The organism is Chryseobacterium sp. MP_3.2 (genome assembly GCF_035984805.1).
Classification (GTDB): Bacteria; Bacteroidota; Bacteroidia; order Flavobacteriales; family Weeksellaceae; genus Kaistella.
Genome location: NZ_JAXCHW010000004.1, coordinates 74435 through 91322 on the forward strand (window position 1 = coordinate 74435; position 16888 = coordinate 91322).

Annotated in this window: 15 protein-coding genes; 9 read left to right on the plus strand and 6 right to left on the minus strand. The window is 36.7% G+C overall.

Annotated features, from left to right (window positions below; all coding sequences use genetic code 11):
- The first annotated feature begins 7 nt into the window (after window positions 1-7).
- Together RCH13_RS07215 and RCH13_RS07220 are read left to right on the plus strand one after the other, a co-directional pair.
- On the plus strand, window positions 8-1039 hold the full coding sequence (locus RCH13_RS07215; protein ID WP_326986564.1) for a threonine aldolase family protein: 1032 nt from the start codon (window positions 8-10) through the stop codon (window positions 1037-1039).
- Window positions 1036-2379 carry a M28 family metallopeptidase gene (locus RCH13_RS07220; protein WP_326986565.1) on the plus strand — a complete coding sequence of 448 codons (1344 nt, stop codon included), beginning with the start codon at window positions 1036-1038 and terminating at the stop codon, window positions 2377-2379. Before RCH13_RS07215 ends, RCH13_RS07220 begins: the two co-directional genes overlap by 4 nt.
- A gap of 60 nt (window positions 2380-2439) precedes the next feature.
- Here RCH13_RS07220 and RCH13_RS07225 read toward each other — a convergent pair whose 3' ends face one another.
- The gene (locus RCH13_RS07225; protein ID WP_326986566.1) at window positions 2440-3249 is read right to left on the minus strand and encodes an enoyl-ACP reductase FabI; all 810 of its coding nucleotides are present in this window, start codon (window positions 3247-3249) and stop codon (window positions 2440-2442) included.
- Between the two features lie 104 nt (window positions 3250-3353).
- Entirely contained in the window at window positions 3354-3620 is a 267-nt protein-coding gene (locus RCH13_RS07230; protein ID WP_326986567.1) for a hypothetical protein, read from the minus strand.
- Window positions 3621-3785: 165 nt separating this feature from the next.
- On the opposite strand from RCH13_RS07230, the gene RCH13_RS07235 reads away from it, so the two are divergent.
- On the plus strand, window positions 3786-4343 hold the full coding sequence (locus RCH13_RS07235) for a DNA-3-methyladenine glycosylase I (protein ID WP_326986568.1): 558 nt from the start codon (window positions 3786-3788) through the stop codon (window positions 4341-4343).
- Window positions 4344-4393: 50 nt separating this feature from the next.
- On the opposite strand, the gene RCH13_RS07240 is transcribed toward RCH13_RS07235, so the two are convergent.
- Both RCH13_RS07240 and RCH13_RS07245 read right to left on the minus strand, forming a co-directional pair.
- Window positions 4394-5248 (minus strand): nucleoside phosphorylase, encoded by an 855-nt coding sequence (locus tag RCH13_RS07240; protein ID WP_326986569.1) that lies wholly within the window; start codon window positions 5246-5248, stop codon window positions 4394-4396.
- A 202-nt stretch (window positions 5249-5450) separates the two neighbouring features.
- On the minus strand, window positions 5451-5774 hold the full coding sequence (locus RCH13_RS07245; protein WP_326986570.1) for a translation initiation factor: 324 nt from the start codon (window positions 5772-5774) through the stop codon (window positions 5451-5453).
- A gap of 182 nt (window positions 5775-5956) precedes the next feature.
- On the opposite strand from RCH13_RS07245, the gene RCH13_RS07250 reads away from it, so the two are divergent.
- From RCH13_RS07250 to RCH13_RS07265, 4 genes are read left to right on the plus strand one after another with little or no spacing between them, the layout of a single operon-like run.
- The gene (locus tag RCH13_RS07250; protein WP_326986571.1) at window positions 5957-6403 is read left to right on the plus strand and encodes a transcriptional regulator; all 447 of its coding nucleotides are present in this window, start codon (window positions 5957-5959) and stop codon (window positions 6401-6403) included.
- A gap of 49 nt (window positions 6404-6452) precedes the next feature.
- Window positions 6453-7679, plus strand: a complete 1227-nt coding sequence (locus RCH13_RS07255; RefSeq protein ID WP_326986572.1) for an efflux RND transporter periplasmic adaptor subunit — start codon at window positions 6453-6455, stop codon at window positions 7677-7679.
- A 1-nt stretch (window position 7680) separates the two neighbouring features.
- On the plus strand, window positions 7681-10830 hold the full coding sequence (locus tag RCH13_RS07260) for an efflux RND transporter permease subunit (RefSeq protein ID WP_326986573.1): 3150 nt from the start codon (window positions 7681-7683) through the stop codon (window positions 10828-10830).
- Window positions 10831-10854: 24 nt separating this feature from the next.
- Window positions 10855-12264, plus strand: a complete 1410-nt coding sequence (locus tag RCH13_RS07265) for a TolC family protein (RefSeq protein WP_326986574.1) — start codon at window positions 10855-10857, stop codon at window positions 12262-12264.
- 104 nt (window positions 12265-12368) lie between these two features.
- Here RCH13_RS07265 and RCH13_RS07270 read toward each other — a convergent pair whose 3' ends face one another.
- Both RCH13_RS07270 and RCH13_RS07275 read right to left on the minus strand, forming a co-directional pair.
- Window positions 12369-13199: a mechanosensitive ion channel family protein gene (locus RCH13_RS07270; RefSeq protein ID WP_326986575.1), complete on the minus strand. Its 831-nt coding sequence runs from the start codon at window positions 13197-13199 to the stop codon at window positions 12369-12371.
- A gap of 39 nt (window positions 13200-13238) precedes the next feature.
- A complete protein-coding gene (locus tag RCH13_RS07275) occupies window positions 13239-13775 on the minus strand; it encodes an RNA methyltransferase (protein ID WP_326986576.1) in 537 nt (178 codons plus the stop codon).
- Between the two features lie 248 nt (window positions 13776-14023).
- Between RCH13_RS07275 and RCH13_RS07280 the strand changes: the two genes are divergently transcribed.
- Window positions 14024-14170 (plus strand): hypothetical protein, encoded by a 147-nt coding sequence (locus RCH13_RS07280; protein ID WP_326986577.1) that lies wholly within the window; start codon window positions 14024-14026, stop codon window positions 14168-14170.
- A gap of 123 nt (window positions 14171-14293) precedes the next feature.
- Window positions 14294-16879 (plus strand): DNA mismatch repair protein MutS, encoded by a 2586-nt coding sequence (mutS, locus tag RCH13_RS07285; protein ID WP_326986578.1) that lies wholly within the window; start codon window positions 14294-14296, stop codon window positions 16877-16879.
- The last annotated feature ends 9 nt before the right edge of the window (window positions 16880-16888 follow it).

Consider the following 16888-nt stretch of genomic DNA (forward strand, 5'->3'; position numbering starts at 1 on the left):
TATCCTCATGAAATACTCTTTTAAGAATGATTATGCAGAAGGAGCTCATCCAAGGGTTTTAGAAGCACTCATCAAAACAAATTTAAGCCAGCAAAATGGATATGGTTTAGACGAATATTCCATTAATGCGAAAAATATCATCAGAGAAAAAATTAATAATCCGCAGTCTAGTGTTGATTTTGTTTCTGGCGGAACGCAAGCCAATTTAATTGCTATTTCTGCTTTTTTACGGCCTCATGAAAGTGTAGTTTCTGCAGAGACAGGACACATTTTAACCAATGAAAGTGGCGCCATTGAAGCAACTGGCCACAAAGTTCATGCGGTAGAAACTGCCAATGGTAAAATTCAACCAAAAGATATTCAGGCCATTATAGACGTGCATCAAAATAAACCTCATCAGGTTAAACAAAAGTTGGTTTATATTTCTAATCCTACAGAATTAGGAACTATTTATTCTAAGGCAGAGGTGAAATCTCTGTTTGAATACTGCCAGAAGAATGATTTATATTTCTTTCTAGATGGAGCCAGATTAGGGCACGCTTTAATGGCAGAGCATAATGATTTGACTTTAGAAGATTTAGCAAAGTACACAGATGCTTTCTATTTAGGAGGAACTAAAAATGGAGCTTTAATTGGCGAAGCCATTATCATCAATAATGAAAAGTTACAAAAAGAATTTGGTTTTCATCTGAAGCAAAAAGGTGCGATGCTTGCGAAAGGCAGGCTACTCGGAATCCAATTTCAAGAATTGATGAAAGATGATTTGTATTTTGAACTGGCAAATCATGCTAATCAACAAGCCATGAAAATAAAATCAGCCTTTGCGGAAAAGGGTTGTGATTTTCTCTCTGAAACATTTACCAATCAAATATTTCCCATTCTGAAGAATTCTCAAATCGAGAAATTAGCTGAAAACTTTGACTTTTATGTATGGAAAAAATTGAATAACGATAAATCCGCTGTGCGTTTAATTACTTCTTGGGCAACCACAAATAAGGTGATTGAACAATTTATCAATGAAATAAAAAATTTAAAATGAAAAAAACGGTAATTATTTTAAGTGTCCTATTGTCGATAGGTGTCGTGGCGCAAAAACAGGAAAAAGATGCTGAAATTTTGGGGTATCTGAATAAAGTGAGCAAAGATTCCCTAAAAGCCAATGTAGTGAAATTAGTGAGTTTTGGAACACGACATACCCTGAGTTCTACTACTGATAATGGAAAAGGAGTTGGAGCCGCAAGGAATTGGGTACTCTCAAAGTTTAAGACCTACGCAAAGAATTCCGACGGAAATATGGAAGTCTATCTCCAAAATAAAGATTTACAGCCAGACGGAAAGAGAATTGATAAAGTCACTAATTTAGGAAATGCTATTGCACTTTTAAAAGGTACCGATCCGAATGACAAAAGAATTATCATTATATCTGGTCATTTGGATTCCAGGATTTCTAATGTGATGAACAATACTGCTTACTCGCCAGGAGCGAATGATGATGGAAGCGGTGTTGCAGCCGTGATTGAAAGTGCAAGAATTTTAAGTACTTCAAAATTTCCAACCACCATCCTTTTTGTGGCGGTAAGCGGCGAAGAGCAAGGGTTATTGGGTGCAAAAATGCTCGCAGATCAAGCTAAAGCAGAAAATTGGTCCATTCAGGCGGTACTCAATAATGATATGATAGGAAATAACAGTTTTGATGCACCAAAAAATGAAGGAACTCCAAAATTGCGAGTTTTCAGTGAAGGTTTGTCCGCCTTTGAAACGGAAAAAACAGCAACCAAAATTAGAAATTTCGGTATGGAGAATGATGGAAATGCGAGACAACTTGCCAGATATGTAAAAGAAATTGGGGAGCGTTATGTGAAGAATATCGACATCAAATTGATATATAGGAACGACCGTTTTCTTCGTGGCGGAGATCATACTCCTTTCGTTATTCAAGGTTTTACTGCGGTTCGCTTAACGGATTACTATGAGAATTACGATCATCAACATCAAGATATCCGCACAGAGAACAATAAAAAATATGGAGATTTAATTGAGTTCATGGACTTTGATTATTTGAAAACCAATACCGCAGTAAACATCGCGGTGATGGCAAACCTTGCAAAATCTACTCCACCGCCCGCAAATGTTTTGATGGATGTAAAAGAATTGTCCAACTCTACAAGACTCATGTGGGAAAAGCCAAGTACAGGAAATATCAAAGGATATAATGTTTTATACAGAGAAACTGACCAATCGACTTGGACCAACAAGATTTTCACAAGAGAGCAAACGTACACTGTTCCTTTGTCAAAAGACAACTATATTTTCGCGGTGCAAAGTGTTTCTGCATCAGGAAATGAAAGTTTACCCGTGATTCCGGGCCTTGCCAGATAAATCAAAATCCGTCGCGATTACTCGGGACGGATTTTCTATTATTATTGAGGCGCGAACGATTTATTCTTCCTCAAATTTCTCTACAATTTTTTGAGATACTCCAGTTTTACTAAAACCACCATCATGGAAAAGATTTTGCATCGTCACTTTTCTCGTTAAATCCGAGAAAAGACTTACACAGTAATTTGCGCAATCTAGTGCATCTGCATTTCCTAGTGGAGACATGCTATCTGCGAAATTAAAGAAACCACTGATTCCTTTTACCCCTGCACCCGCTTTCGTCATCACTGGTGATTGAGAAATGGTATTCACACGTACTTTTCTATCACCCCAGTAATATCCAAAACTTCTCGCAATACTTTCTAGATACGATTTATTATCAGCCATATCACCGTAATTGGGGAATGTTCTTTGTGCGGCTATATAAGTTAAGGCCAAAATGGAACCCCACTCATTCATAATATTTTTATCCCACGCAACTTTCATTACTTTATGGAAAGAAACAGAAGAAACGTCCCATCCTTTTTCCAGAAAATCGTAATTAAGATCGGTGTAAGTTTTTCCTTTTCTAATGTTTACGGACATTCCAATGGAGTGCATGATGAAATCAAGTTTTCCAAATTTTGCTTCCGCTTGCGCAAATAATTTTTCCAGATCTTCCATAGAAGTAGCATCCGCTGCTACCACATCTGAGCCGGTTTTTGCTGCAAGTTGGTCAATTTCGCCCATTCTCATGGCGATCGGAGCGTTGGACAAAATAAATTCTGCACCTTCTTCGTGGCATCTTTCTGCGACTTTCCAGGCAATTGACTGATCGTTTAAGGCGCCGAAAATAATTCCTTTTTTACCTTTTAGTAATCCGTAGGACATAATTAATGTTGTTTATTTAGACAAATTTAAAATTTATATTGTTTAAACCATAAAAAAAGAGAATCATTTTAAATGATTCTCTTTTTATGCGTCCTAAAATGAATTTAGTTCGTCGTTTTTCTTACTTCTGCTTTCGCATCTTCTGACCAGTCTTTCGTTTTTTCCCAAGCGTCAGAAGCAGCGTCTTTGGTGTCTTCCCAAGCATCAGATACATTATCTTTCGCTCTGTCTAACCATCCTTCGTGCGTAGCTTCTTCATCATTTGCACGGGTATCTTTGATGTAATCTTTCGCTCTGTCCGCTAAATCTTCTGCTTTCCATTTTGCTTGATCTACTGCGTTTTCTGCTTTGTTGTAATCCTGATTGTCCATAATAGTATTTTTTTTAATTAATAAATATTGAATGAAAATTATATTTTGATTCGTACTTAGTTGCAATATTTATTCCGAAATATTTTAATAATTTGTTAAATATGTTTTAAAGTTTTGTTAAAATCATAATTAAATGTTTTTTATTTTTGCTAATATGTTTAGAATATGGAAATTAGAAGATGCGGTTGGTGTGAAAAGGATGATTTGTACAGAAAATATCACGATACAGAATGGGGAAAACCAGTTTATGATGATGAAACCCTTTTCGAAATTTTAGTGCTTGAAAGTTTTCAGGCGGGTTTATCTTGGTATACGATTTTGAAGAAAAGAGAAAACTTCAAAGCTGCGTTTGATAATTTTGATCACCAAAAAATTGCAAAATATTATGAAGTGAAAATAGAGGAGTTGATGCAAAATTCCGGAATTATCCGAAATCGATTAAAGATTTTAGCCACCATTAATAACGCGGAGAAGTTTTCAGAAATCCAAAAAGAATTTGGGAGTTTCTCTACCTATATTTGGGGATTCCTTGATGGAAATCCAATTGTTAATCAGCCGCAAACTTCAAATGATGTTCCTGCAACTACAGAAATTTCTAATAAAATTTCGAAAGATTTAAAGAAGAGAGGTTTTAAATTTCTGGGTTCAACTGTGATGTACGCGTTTATGCAAGCAACCGGAATGGTAAATGATCATTTGGTGGATTGCAGTTTTAGGAATTAATTTAAAAAAAAGCGGCTAATTTCTTAACCGCATTTATATAATGATATCTTTTACTTAATAATCCGGTCCAAAACCCATTCGATCATATTTCTTTCCGAAGCAGCATGATCTGCGGAAAACTCGCCTCTTCTTCTGTTCGCAATTACAGAATTTACCGTAATCGCTTTGTGTCCCAATAATTTAGAAAGTCCATAAATCGCCGAAGTTTCCATCTCGAAATTCGTTACTCCTAAATCATTCAAAGTTTCCAAAAACTGATCATCGAGCGCTTTCAACCGAAGCTGTCTTCCTTGTGGCGCATAAAAACCTGGAAAAGTTGCCGTATTTCCGTGGTATTTTGCATCTTTATAATATTCACCCATTTCTTTGGACCAATCCGAAAAATAGAGCATCGGTTTAATTTTTTCGTAGGGAAATTTCGCCATAAAATTTCTGGAGAATTCATTTTCAAACTCATAATCCTGATAAAAATGCAGCAATCCATCAAGACCAACCACATTTTCCGTCACCAACATATTATCTACTTCCACCTCAGGATTCACACTTCCGCAAGTTCCCATCCGGAATAATTCCAGCGCGATGTGATCACTTTTAAATTCTTTATTTTTCAGATCGATATTCACCAAAGCATCCAGTTCGTTCATCACGATGTCGATATTTTCCGTTCCAATTCCAGTGGACATTACCGTAATTCTTTCCCCGCGCAAAGTTCCGGTATGCGTATAAAATTCCCGTTTATTTTTCTTGATTTCTATCTTGTCGAAATATTTAGAAACTTTCGGAACGCGATCCGGATCACCTACCAACATTATTTTTCCCGCGATATCTTCTGGCAATAGATTCAAGTGATAAACACTTCCATCCTCATTAAGCACCAATTCAGATGCAGCTAATTTATTCAGCATAGTATATTTTTTATTTTTAGTATTATTTTTTTTGTAGAGATTTGACTTCGTCGAATGCCACTTTATTATTTTTTTTATTGCAGGCATTTCCGTCTTCCGTTCCCTCCGATTTATATCGGGATCCACTCAATTAGCGCTGCAGATTTTCTTGCTTAAATTCATGTTTTTCTTATTTAAAGGTCTTTCATCGATTCGTCTTTTCCTATCCTCCCACTCGCTTCGTTTTATAACCCATTTCTTTTAAAATCACCATAATTTTATCGCGGTTGTCTCCTTGAATAACTACAATTCCGTCTTTCTCAGAACCGCCAATTCCTAACGTGGTTTTTATTCTTTTTGAAATTTTTTTCAAATCTTCCTCACTTCCTTCGAAGCCTTCAATTAAAGTTACGGGTTTTCCATGTCTGCCTTTCTTTTCAAACTTACAGACAAGTGGTTCTTTCTGTACAAATTTTTCTTCTGGCATTTGAAAATCCTGCTCTTCATGATCAGGAAACATATTTTTTAGTTGATCTCTTAAATCCATTATTCAAAATTAACGATTTTCTGTTTGATAATGCTAAGATTCAAATTCACTTCAATTCAAAATTGCAAGAATATCCATATTGGCTGTAATTGATAAAACTAAACGCTAATATTATCATAAAATAAGAACTTGGTTCGTTTGGTTCCGAACGAAGTTGTAGTTTTGCATTCTAGATTTAATAAATGATAGAAATAGACAAGCAAATTTTTCGAGAAATGGTGAGTTTTTATGGAGATGCTTTCCATTTACCGCCACTTGCTGCAAAGATCTACGCATACCTCATCTTTGATTTTGAGAGAAACGGTGTTTCTTTTGACGAGTTCGTTGAAGTTTTTGCGGCTAGTAAAAGTTCGGTCTCCTCTAATCTTAATCTGCTTTTGAATCTCAATATTATTAAAGATTATAATAAAATTGATGAGCGGAAACGGACCTTCGTGATGAATGAAAAGTACATGAAAATCCGTTTTGAGGAAATTGCCCTCAAAATGGAGAGGGAATTGGCCATCTTAAATAAACTCAAGGATTTCCGGAAACCGGAAACAGTTGAAGAACGAGAAAAATTTTGTTTTTACTGTAAGCTCTTTGAAAAAAATATTTTTACCATTAAAGAAAGTATAAGTCAATTATAAAGAAAGTATTCTTCAAATTCTACCTGAAGCAAAAAATAAAACGAAGTTCATGAAAAAAATTATTCTGCTCTCCTTCTCCATTTTAGCTGTGCTTTCTTGTACAAAGAATGAAGAAAAACCTCCACAAGGTCCAAAAGTAGTGGCTACTGTAATGGTAGAAACCAGAAATGTAACTGGTTATTCTACGTTCCCTGCAAATATTGAAGGTAGGGTTAATAATGATGTACGCGCAAAAATTCAGGGATACATCACCCAAGTTTTGGTAGATGAGGGGCAATATGTTACGAAAGGACAACCTCTTTTTCGACTAGAAACTAACGCATTAAGTCAGTCAGCCAATGCGGCGAAAGCTGGGGTCGGTGCTGCACGATCAAATGTTTCCGCCTCTGATGCAAGTGTGAAAGCTGCACAAGCTGCAGTTGCAGTCGCACAAGTTGAAGTGAATAAATTGAGGCCTTTGGTAGAAAAAAATATCATAAGCAATGTTCAGTTACAAACGGCACAAGCCAATTTAGCCAGAGCACAAGCACAAGTTTCTCAAGCCATCGCAGCGAAGCAGCAAGCAAGTGCTGGAGTGGCACAAGCGCAGGCAAATTTCCAAGGCGTTCAGGCAAACATTAATTATTCTGTGATCCGAGCTCCAATTTCTGGCGTCATTGGTAAAATTAATTATCGAACGGGAAGTTTGGTTGGTCCAGGAGATGCAATGCCAATTTCTACCGTATCAGACACGAGTGAACTTTACGCATATTTTTCCATGAATGAGAAGGAATATTTAGATTTCCTAAAGAATTCTCTGGGCGCTACCATTCCAGAGAAAATTAAAAATATGCCCGCTGTAGAATTGCTTTTGGCAAACGGTGACGTTTATTCAGAGAAAGGTTATGTAAAAGCGGTAACAGGTCAGATTGATGCAGCTACAGGAAGTATTCAGTTTCGAGTTTCTTTTGCTAATCCCAACAAATTGTTGAGTAATGGAAATAGCGGAACCATAAGAATTCCGATTACGTATGATGGAGCTTTGGTATTGCCAGAAAGTGCTACGTATGAGCAGCAAGGTTTGGTTTACGTCTACAAAGTGAAAAAAGATACCGCAATAAGTGATGTAATTTCCGTACTAGACAGAGTCAATAATATGGTGGTCATTAATAAAGGTGTTACCAAAGGTGAAGTGGTCGTTGCTGAAGGTGTTGGTTCTATAAAATCTGGAACTGCTGTTAAGCCGCAGCCTAAAAAATTCGATGATATTATCAACGCCATAAAACCGATTTTCTAAGATGATTAAAAAGTTTATCAATAGACCGGTTTTATCCACCGTAATCTCAATTTTGATTGTGATTATGGGCATATTAGGATTGATTTCCTTACCAGTTACGCAGTATCCAGATATCGCTCCACCTACCGTTAGAATTTCTGCAAATTACACAGGAGCCAATGCGCAAACGGTAATGAACAGTGTCATAATTCCCATAGAAGAACAGGTAAATGGAGTAGAAGGAATGGATTATATTTCCTCTTCTGCCGGGAATAATGGTTCCGCATCTATTCAAATCTTCTTTAAGCAAGGAGTAGATCCAGATATTGCTGCCGTAAATGTTCAAAATCAAGTTCAGCGAGCAATCCCGCTTTTGCCTTCAGAGGTTACACGTTCTGGAGTACAGGTTAATAAGCAACAAACAAGTGCTTTGATGTATTTAAGTTTCTATACGGCTAATCCAAAACTGGATGAAGTTTGGTTGCAAAATTACATGAACATCAATATTATTCCAGCCTTGAAAAGGGTAGATGGAGTTGGAGATGCTCAAGCTTTCGGGGGAAAAAATTACGCCATGAGAATCTGGTTGGATCCAGCAAAAATGGCAGCCTACGGTTTAGAACCATCAGAAGTTTCTGCGGCAATTAATGATCAATCGCGTGAAGCTGCTGCCGGTGCTTTAGGAGAAAATAGCGGAAGTTCTTTTCAATATATTATTACCTACAAAGGAAAATATAATGAAGTAGACGAATTTGAAAATATAATCATCCGTGCTCTTGGTAATGGCGATTATTTGCGGTTAAAAGATGTGGCGGAAATTAAATTAGATGCCCAAAACTACGGCGGAATTGGAGAAAATAATGGTCGAAGAGCCATCAGTATGGGTATTTTTCAAACGCCCGGTTCCAATGCGCAAGACATCATTAAAGACATTAATGTCTTGCTTGCCGAAACGCAAAAAACTTTGCCAGAAGGAGTTGGATACAATATCAATTTTGATACTAATGAATTTTTAGAAGCGTCCATCAATAAGGTGATTATTACTTTATTAGAAGCGTTTGTCCTTGTGTTTTTAGTTGTTTTTCTATTCTTACAGGATTTCAGATCAACATTAATTCCTGCAATTGCAGTACCTGTTTCTATTGTAGGAACATTCTTCTTTTTGAATTTACTCGGTTATTCTATTAATCTTCTCACCTTGTTTGCTTTGGTTTTAGCCATTGGAATTGTGGTGGATGATGCCATTGTGGTTGTAGAAGCGGTACATGCTAAAATGGAAAGTGGAATCACAGATGCCAAAAAAGCCACCGTAGAAGCAATGGACGAAATTACGGGTGCAATTATTTCGATCACTTTAGTAATGGCGGCGGTGTTTATTCCTGTGACCTTTTTAACGGGTCCAACTGGAGTTTTTTACCAGCAGTTTGGTATCACCTTAATCATCGCGATTTTAATTTCTGCCGTAAATGCATTGACTTTGAGCCCCGTGCTTTGTTCCTTATTTTTAAAGCCACCTACGCACCACAGCAAAGAATATTCGAATATGAATTTCATGCAGAAATTCTTCATGAAGTTTAATGCTGGTTTCACTGCAACCACTCGAAGATACGGTAATTCTTTTGCCTTTTTATTGCGTCATAAATGGGTAACCATCATTCTGTTTGCCGCAGCGGGACTTACTTTTTGGTGGGCCAATTCCACTATGCCATCTGGATTTATACCGAAGGAAGATCGTGGAATTTTATTTACAGACGTGCAGTTACCACCGGGAGCCTCCATGGAAAGAACCTACAACGTTTTATCGGACCTCCAGAAAGAAGCAAGAAAAATTCCCGGTGTTATGAATGTGACATTCACAGCGAGTAGAGGTTTTATGTCTGGAAGTGGGTCCAATGTGGGTCAAGCTTTTATTCGACTAAAACCATTTAAGGAACGTGGTAACGAAGAAGGACAAGATATAGAATCAATTACGAAAAAATTGTTTGGATTAACGGGGAAATATCCAGATGCGAAAATTGTCTTCTTCTCTCCACCAAGTGTTCCCGGATTTGGTTCCAGTGATGGTTTTTCTGCCGTTTTATTAGATAAATCGGGAGGAGAAATAACGGAATTGAGTAAAGTAACCCAAGATTTTGTGGCAGCACTTTCACAGAAACCCGAAATTCAATTCGCAAATACTTCTTTCAACACCAATTATCCACAGTTTGAAATGGTGGTGAATGTTCCGCGTGCGAAAGAAAGTGGGATCTCTCTAAATAGTATTTTAAGCACCATGCAAGGATACGTTGGTGGCATTTATGCCTCAGATTTTACGAAATACGGAAAACAGTTTAGGGTGATGATTCAGGCTTTACCTGAAGATCGAACAACGCCAGAAAAATTAAATTCAATTTTTGTGAAAACCGCATCTGGAGCCATGGCTCCGATTTCTCAATTTGTAACTTTGAAAAGAAGTTTTGGACCACAATCTTTAGAACGCTATAACTTATTTACTTCGGTGGGAATCAGTGGTTCAAGTAATCCGGGATTTTCTACGGGTGATGCTATTAAAGCAGTTCAACAAGTAGCAGCTGAAAGTTTACCCGCCAATTATGATGTAGAATTTACGGGATTATCAAAAGAGGAAATGAAGGCTGGAGCGCAAACGTACGTGGTATTTTTATTGAGTTTTCTCTTCATCTACTTTATTTTGGCTGCGCAGTATGAAAGTTATCTATTGCCTTTTTCTGTTATTCTTTCCTTACCATTAGGTGTTGCAGGTGCATTTTTTGGTCAAAGAGTTTTCGGTCTTGAAAACAATATTTATTTCCAAATTGCCATCATCATGCTGATTGGATTATTAGCAAAGAATGCCATTTTGATTGTAGAGTTTGCTTTACAGAGGCGTCATCACGGTGAATCCATTGCTATGTCTGCAATTAATGCGGCGAAGGCACGTTTGAGACCAATTTTAATGACTTCATTTGCTTTTATTTTTGGAATGGTACCCCTTATTTTTGCTAGTGGAATTGGTTCCGTGGGTAACCGATCAATCGGAACGGGTGCAGCAGCAGGATTATTAATCGGAACTATTTTCGGTCTGATGGCGATTCCTGTTTTGTATGTGATCTTCCAATATCTGCAGGAGAAAATTTCACCTTTAAAGGACAAAAGCGTTAATTTATCCGAATAATTAAGGGTAAGAAAAATTAAAAAAATGAATAAATACCTTCCCATAAAACTTTTATCAATCCTTTTTGCGTCTTTCTTTTTGACTTCTTGTATAACCCGTGAAAAATACGAGAGACCAACCGAAGCTATTGATGAAAATCTTTTCCGAACCGATTTACTGCCGCAGGATTCTCTGAGTCTGGCAACGGTTTCTTGGAAGGAGATTTTCACTGATGCCATTTTGCAAAAACATATAACGAAAGCTTTAGAAAATAATTTAGATGTAAGAGTGGCGCTTCAAAACATCAATGCGGCAGATTCTTACTTAAAGCAAAGTAAAGCTGCTTATTTACCTACCCTTTCGGCTGGACCAAATTATACTTTTCAAACCCAATCTCTCAATACGCAAAATGCTCAGCTTTTTGGCGGGCGAGTATACAGAAATCAATTTGATGTGAGTGCAAATGTAGGCTGGGAAGTTGATGTTTGGGGTAAATTAAAAGCTCAGGAAAAAGCCGAATTGGCAAGCTATTTAGGCACCGTTTCTACGCACCAAGCGGTAAAAAGTGATCTGGTAGCTTCTGTAGCATCGGCTTATTATCAACTATTGACTTTTGATGATCAGAAAAGAATTATCAATGAGACCATCACCTTACGGAAGAAAAATTTAGAAACGACTTCTGCTTTAAAAGAAGCTGGAAATCTTACAGAGGTTGCAGTTCAACAAAGTGAAGCTTTGGTTTTTAATGCACAATCAATGTTAATTAGTATTGATGTGCAGATTGCTTTGTTAGAAAATACGATGAGTTTATTGATGGCGGAACCTTCTGGCGATATTGAGCGATCTACCATTTCTGCTCAGCAAATGCCTCTCAGTCTGAAATTGGGTTATCCCGCAAATTTATTGGCAAACCGCCCAGATGTGAAAGCTGCGGAATACCGATTAATGAATGCTTTTGAACTGACCGATGCTGCGCGTGCTAATTTTTATCCAACTTTAAGATTAACAGGAAGTGGCGGAATTACCGCTGGCGAAATAGATCAACTCTTCAATGTTAATTCTCTTTTTGCCAATGTTGTGGCGGGTTTAACGCAGCCCATTTTAAATAAGAGACAAATTAAAACGCAATATGAAGTAAGTATGGCGAATAAAGAAATCGCTTATTTAAACTTTCGCAGATCGATATTGACCGCAGGGAAAGAAGTTTCTGATGCTTTGAAAGTGTATAATTCTCAAGATGGCTTTATCAGTTTAAAAAGGCAGGAAATGGAGGCCTACAAAAACTCGGTAGAATATTCTCAGGAACTGGTGAATTACGGTTTGGCAAATTATCTGGAAGTCATCAATGCGAGTGTGAATCAGCTTAATGCAGAATTGAATATCTCTAATGCAGAATATTCTAAGTTAGATGCCGGAATAGAATTATACCGCGCACTTGGTGGTGGCTGGAGATAAATTCTTTCAAGAATATTTATAAAAAAAACTCTTTCAGAAATGAAAGAGTTTTTTCGTTTTTAAAGTTTTAATTCTTGAAATATCTGTTTCAAAAAGGTCATCTTTTATTTAGAAATAATATGAACATCTCTTTGTGGATAAGGAATATTGAACCCATTTGCGTCCAATGTTCTCTTGGTGGCGCGGTTCACATTCCAAAGTGCTCTTTTGTAATCTTCAGTTTTAGCATAGGCGAACATTGCGAGATTAACACTGTTGTCCCCAAACTCATTAATTTCTACAACATATCCATTTTCTTCTATAATCAAAGGTTCATCTGCAAAAACCTGCAAAAGTAATTTTTGTGCCAACTCAAAATTATCATCGTAACCAATTCCAATTCCAATCGTTACACGACGAACTCCTGTGCTTGAAAAATTTTCTATCGGATTATTAAAAGTACTGCCATTCGGTAAAATAATGGTCCTTTTTTCATAAGTAAGGAGTTTGGTTTGGAGCAAAGTAATTTCTGTTACAAAACCAGATTTTCCTTGTGACTCTATAAAATCTCCTACTTTATAAGGCTTGAAAGAAAGAACTAAAATTCCGCCTGCAAAATTGGCTAAACTGCCCTGTAATGCCAATCCAACTCCAACTGCTAATCCACCCAAAAGTGCAACCAATGAAGTAATTTCCATTCCCGCAGTATTCATCGCGATGAGCACCACCAAAACTTTCATCAAAATTGAAATGACGTCTCCCACCACTTTTTTCAAGGAAATGGTAAGATTTGTTTTGGCCATTTCGTGCCTGATTAATTTTGATATTTTTGAAACAATCCAAAAACCTACAAATATGATTAAGAGCGCCGTTAAGATCTTTACACCGTATGTCGTAACCTTTTCGGCGATCCAATTGATGTTGATATTATCTAAACTAATTTGATTGAAATCCATCTATTTTTGATACTTGATTAATAAATGTTGAACTGTAATTTACGAAAGATTTTTAAAAAATTCCCACATCACAATTCCACCACAAACAGAAACGTTCAAAGAATGTTTCGTTCCCAACTGCGGAATTTCCAGGAAAGTGTCATAATAAGGAAGAGCTTCCTCACTCAATCCATCTACTTCATTACCCAAAACTAAGGCGTATTTCTGGGTTTTATCGATGGTATAATTCGTGATGATCTCTGAATTTGAAGTTTGTTCAATTCCAATGATTTTAAAGGTTTCTGTCTTTAAATTTTGCAAAGCCTCGGTAATATTTTTTTCATAAACCCAATCCACACTTTCGGTTGCACCCAAAGCAGCTTTCTGAATTTCCCGATGTGGCGGTTGCGGCGTAATTCCGCACAGCACAATTTTTTCAATCAAAAATGCATCTGCAGTCCGGAAAATCGCACCCACATTATGCATGCTTCGAACATTATCTAAAACTACAACAAGCGGCGTTTTCTTGGTTTCTTTAAAGGTTTCGACATCAATTCTTCCTAATTCTTCGAGTTTCAGTTTCTTTGTGGATGACATTTTCGTATTTTTGGCAAAACTAAGGTTTTTTAATTCTTAATTTTTTTTTATCTCACACGGATTTCACTGATTTGCACAGATAAAATAATTTTTTTTTGAAAATGCATAAATTGATATTTAAATTGCTATCAATCCGTGTAAATCTGTGAAATCTGTGCGCTATGAAATTTTTGCGGCATAATGAACATATTACCTGATAAAAAAAATGCATAAAAAATATGTATTTTTGTAGTGAGAATAACTTCTAAATGAAAACCATTAAAAGTGAATTACAAAATATCATTACAGGAAATGGAAAAACTGGCGATAAATGCCTTATCAAAAAAGCGCAAGTTTACCTTAGAGTAAATGAAATCCCAGGTGTCAAAAATCCGAAATTCCAGTATCGCAATTAATAAGAAACAAGTGTAATTTAATTCTAAGAAAGAAAATTTACGACGAAAATATATTTCACAAAATGGTATCCTATTTTTTATAGATACCATTTTTTATCTTACAGACAATTTTTATAAACTATAATGGCAAAAGAAAAGAAAGAAACTCCTTTAATGACGCAGTATAACACCATCAAGGCGAAATATCCTGATGCGCTTTTGCTGTTTCGGGTGGGAGATTTCTATGAAACTTTTGGTACGGATGCAATCAGAGCTTCCCAGATTTTAGGAATTGTTCTCACGAAAAGAGCAAATGGAGACGGTCACATCGAACTCGCTGGTTTTCCGCATCATTCCATCGATACTTATTTGCCGAAACTCGTAAGAGCCGGACTTCGTGTCGCGATTTGTGATCAGTTGGAAGATCCAAAAACCGTAAAAGGAATCGTAAAACGTGGCGTCACAGAACTCGTGACTCCTGGAGTAACTTTTAATGAGCAGGTTTTAACATCGAAAAAAAATAATTTTCTCCTTTCTATTCATAAGGAAAAAGAAAAATATGGACTCGCTTTGGTCGATGTTTCCACGGGAGAATTTTTGACTTCAGAAGGGAATTTGGAGCAGTTGCTTCACATTGTCGGAACTTTTGATCCAAGTGAAATTATTTATCAGCGGCGCACCGAACTTCCGAAACAGCTCGGCAATCGCAGTTCTTTTAAATTAGAAGATTGGGCATTTCAGTATAATTATGCTTACGAAAAACTGACGAATCATTTCAAAACAAATTCTTTAAAAGGTTTCGGAATTGAAGATTTAAATCTTGGGATAATTGCAGCCGGAGCAATTTTCGCTTATTTGGTTGAAGATACGCATCACGCCCTTTTACAACATATTACAAAGATTCAGCTCATTCCGAAAGAGGAGTATTTGATGATGGATCATTTTACATTGCGGAATTTAGAAATCGTTTATTCAAGTCATCCGCAGGGAAAATCTTTGCTCGATATCGTTGATAAAACTTCAACTCCGATGGGTGGAAGATTATTGCGCAGAAGATTGATTCTCCCTTTAAAATCGGTAAATGAAATCAACAGAAGATTAGATCTGATCGAGTTTTTTAACAAAGAAGAAAATCTGAAATATGAGATTTTACAGTTGTTAAAATCCATATCTGATCTCGATCGTTTGATGGGAAAGTTGGCTTCGGAAAAAATTTATCCAAAAGAAGTCGGTTATCTTCGGCAGAGTTTGATGAATATTCAGGAAATTAAAAAACTTCTTCATCCTCACGATGAAGTTTTAGCTTGGTTGTCACCTTTGGTCAATGTGGATGAACTCATCGATTATTTAAGGAATTATCTAAATGAGGAACTTCCCGTTAATATTTCAAAAGGGAATGTCATTAAAACTGGCATTTCTGAAGAATTGGATCATTTGCGCGGACTTCAAACGAAAGGAAAAGGTTTTCTAGAGGAAATGTGCGACCGCGAAGTAAAACGCACTGGAATCACGAGTTTGAAAATCAGTTTTAATAATGTTTTTGGCTATTTTATTGAAGTTAGAAATTCCCATAAAGACAAAGTTCCAGACGATTGGATCCGCAAGCAAACCTTGGTGAATGCGGAAAGATACATCACGGAAGAACTGAAAGAATACGAAGAACAAATTCTCGGCGCGGAAGAAAAGATCTCTAAAATTGAACATCAACTCTACCGGAAAGTTTGTGAAAATGTGATGATCTACATCGATCAAATTCAGGATAATTCAAAAATTATCGCCGAGTTAGATTGTGGAGTTGGCTTATCGGAACTTGCTGTTTCTGAAAGTTATACGAAGCCAGTTTTGAATGAAGGTTTTGAAATTGACTTGAAAGAAGCACGACATCCGATCATTGAAAATGCTTTGCCTTTAGGTGAAAAATATATTCCTAATGATTTGTTTTTGTCGAAAGATTCGCAACAAATCATAATGGTTACAGGACCAAATATGGCGGGAAAATCTGCCATTTTAAGACAAACTGCAATTATTTGTTTAATGGCACAGATCGGAAGTTTTGTTCCCGCAAAACATGCAGAGATCGGAGTTTTAGATAAAATTTTTACTCGAGTTGGAGCTTCTGATAATATTTCTTCTGGCGAATCTACTTTCATGGTGGAAATGAACGAAGCTGCGAATATTCTCAATAATATTTCGGAAAGAAGTTTGATTTTATTAGACGAAATCGGTCGCGGAACTTCCACTTATGACGGTGTTTCTATTGCTTGGGCAATCGCGGAATATCTGCATCAACATCCAACTCAACCGAAAACTTTATTCGCCACGCATTATCACGAATTGAATGAAATGACGGTAAATTTCGAAAGGATCAAAAATTTCCACGTTTCTATTCAGGAACATAAAGGGACCATTATTTTTCTGCGGAAATTATTGTCGGGCGGAAGTGAACACAGTTTCGGAATTCACGTCGCGAAGTTGGCTGGAATGCCTGCGAAAGTAGTAAATCGTGCGAACGAAGTCTTGAAAACTTTAGAAAAAAGCCGTTCCCACAGTGGATCCAAAAATTCTGCAAAATCAATCACCGAGGAAAGTCTGCAACTCTCTTTCTTTCAGTTAGACGATCCTGTTTTAGAAAATATCAGAGAAGAATTATTGAAAATCGATATTAATACTTTGACGCCGATTGAAGCATTGATGAAGTTGAATTCGATTAAGAAAATGATTGGGAGATAAAAATGAAAA

Excerpts from the sequence above, each read along its gene's own strand:
- RCH13_RS07215 (WP_326986564.1), top strand. The coding sequence starts at position 8 with ATGAAATACTCTTTTAAGAATGATTATGCAGAAGGAGCTCATCCAAGG.
- RCH13_RS07220 (WP_326986565.1), top strand. The coding sequence starts at position 1,036 with ATGAAAAAAACGGTAATTATTTTAAGTGTCCTATTGTCGATAGGTGTC.
- RCH13_RS07225 (WP_326986566.1), bottom strand. The coding sequence starts at position 3,249 with ATGTCCTACGGATTACTAAAAGGTAAAAAAGGAATTATTTTCGGCGCC.
- RCH13_RS07230 (WP_326986567.1), bottom strand. The coding sequence starts at position 3,620 with ATGGACAATCAGGATTACAACAAAGCAGAAAACGCAGTAGATCAAGCA.
- RCH13_RS07235 (WP_326986568.1), top strand. The coding sequence starts at position 3,786 with ATGGAAATTAGAAGATGCGGTTGGTGTGAAAAGGATGATTTGTACAGA.
- RCH13_RS07240 (WP_326986569.1), bottom strand. The coding sequence starts at position 5,248 with ATGCTGAATAAATTAGCTGCATCTGAATTGGTGCTTAATGAGGATGGA.
- RCH13_RS07245 (WP_326986570.1), bottom strand. The coding sequence starts at position 5,774 with ATGGATTTAAGAGATCAACTAAAAAATATGTTTCCTGATCATGAAGAG.
- RCH13_RS07250 (WP_326986571.1), top strand. The coding sequence starts at position 5,957 with ATGATAGAAATAGACAAGCAAATTTTTCGAGAAATGGTGAGTTTTTAT.
- RCH13_RS07255 (WP_326986572.1), top strand. The coding sequence starts at position 6,453 with ATGAAAAAAATTATTCTGCTCTCCTTCTCCATTTTAGCTGTGCTTTCT.
- RCH13_RS07260 (WP_326986573.1), top strand. The coding sequence starts at position 7,681 with ATGATTAAAAAGTTTATCAATAGACCGGTTTTATCCACCGTAATCTCA.
- RCH13_RS07265 (WP_326986574.1), top strand. The coding sequence starts at position 10,855 with ATGAATAAATACCTTCCCATAAAACTTTTATCAATCCTTTTTGCGTCT.
- RCH13_RS07270 (WP_326986575.1), bottom strand. The coding sequence starts at position 13,199 with ATGGATTTCAATCAAATTAGTTTAGATAATATCAACATCAATTGGATC.
- RCH13_RS07275 (WP_326986576.1), bottom strand. The coding sequence starts at position 13,775 with ATGTCATCCACAAAGAAACTGAAACTCGAAGAATTAGGAAGAATTGAT.
- RCH13_RS07280 (WP_326986577.1), top strand. The coding sequence starts at position 14,024 with ATGAAAACCATTAAAAGTGAATTACAAAATATCATTACAGGAAATGGA.
- mutS (WP_326986578.1), top strand. The coding sequence starts at position 14,294 with ATGGCAAAAGAAAAGAAAGAAACTCCTTTAATGACGCAGTATAACACC.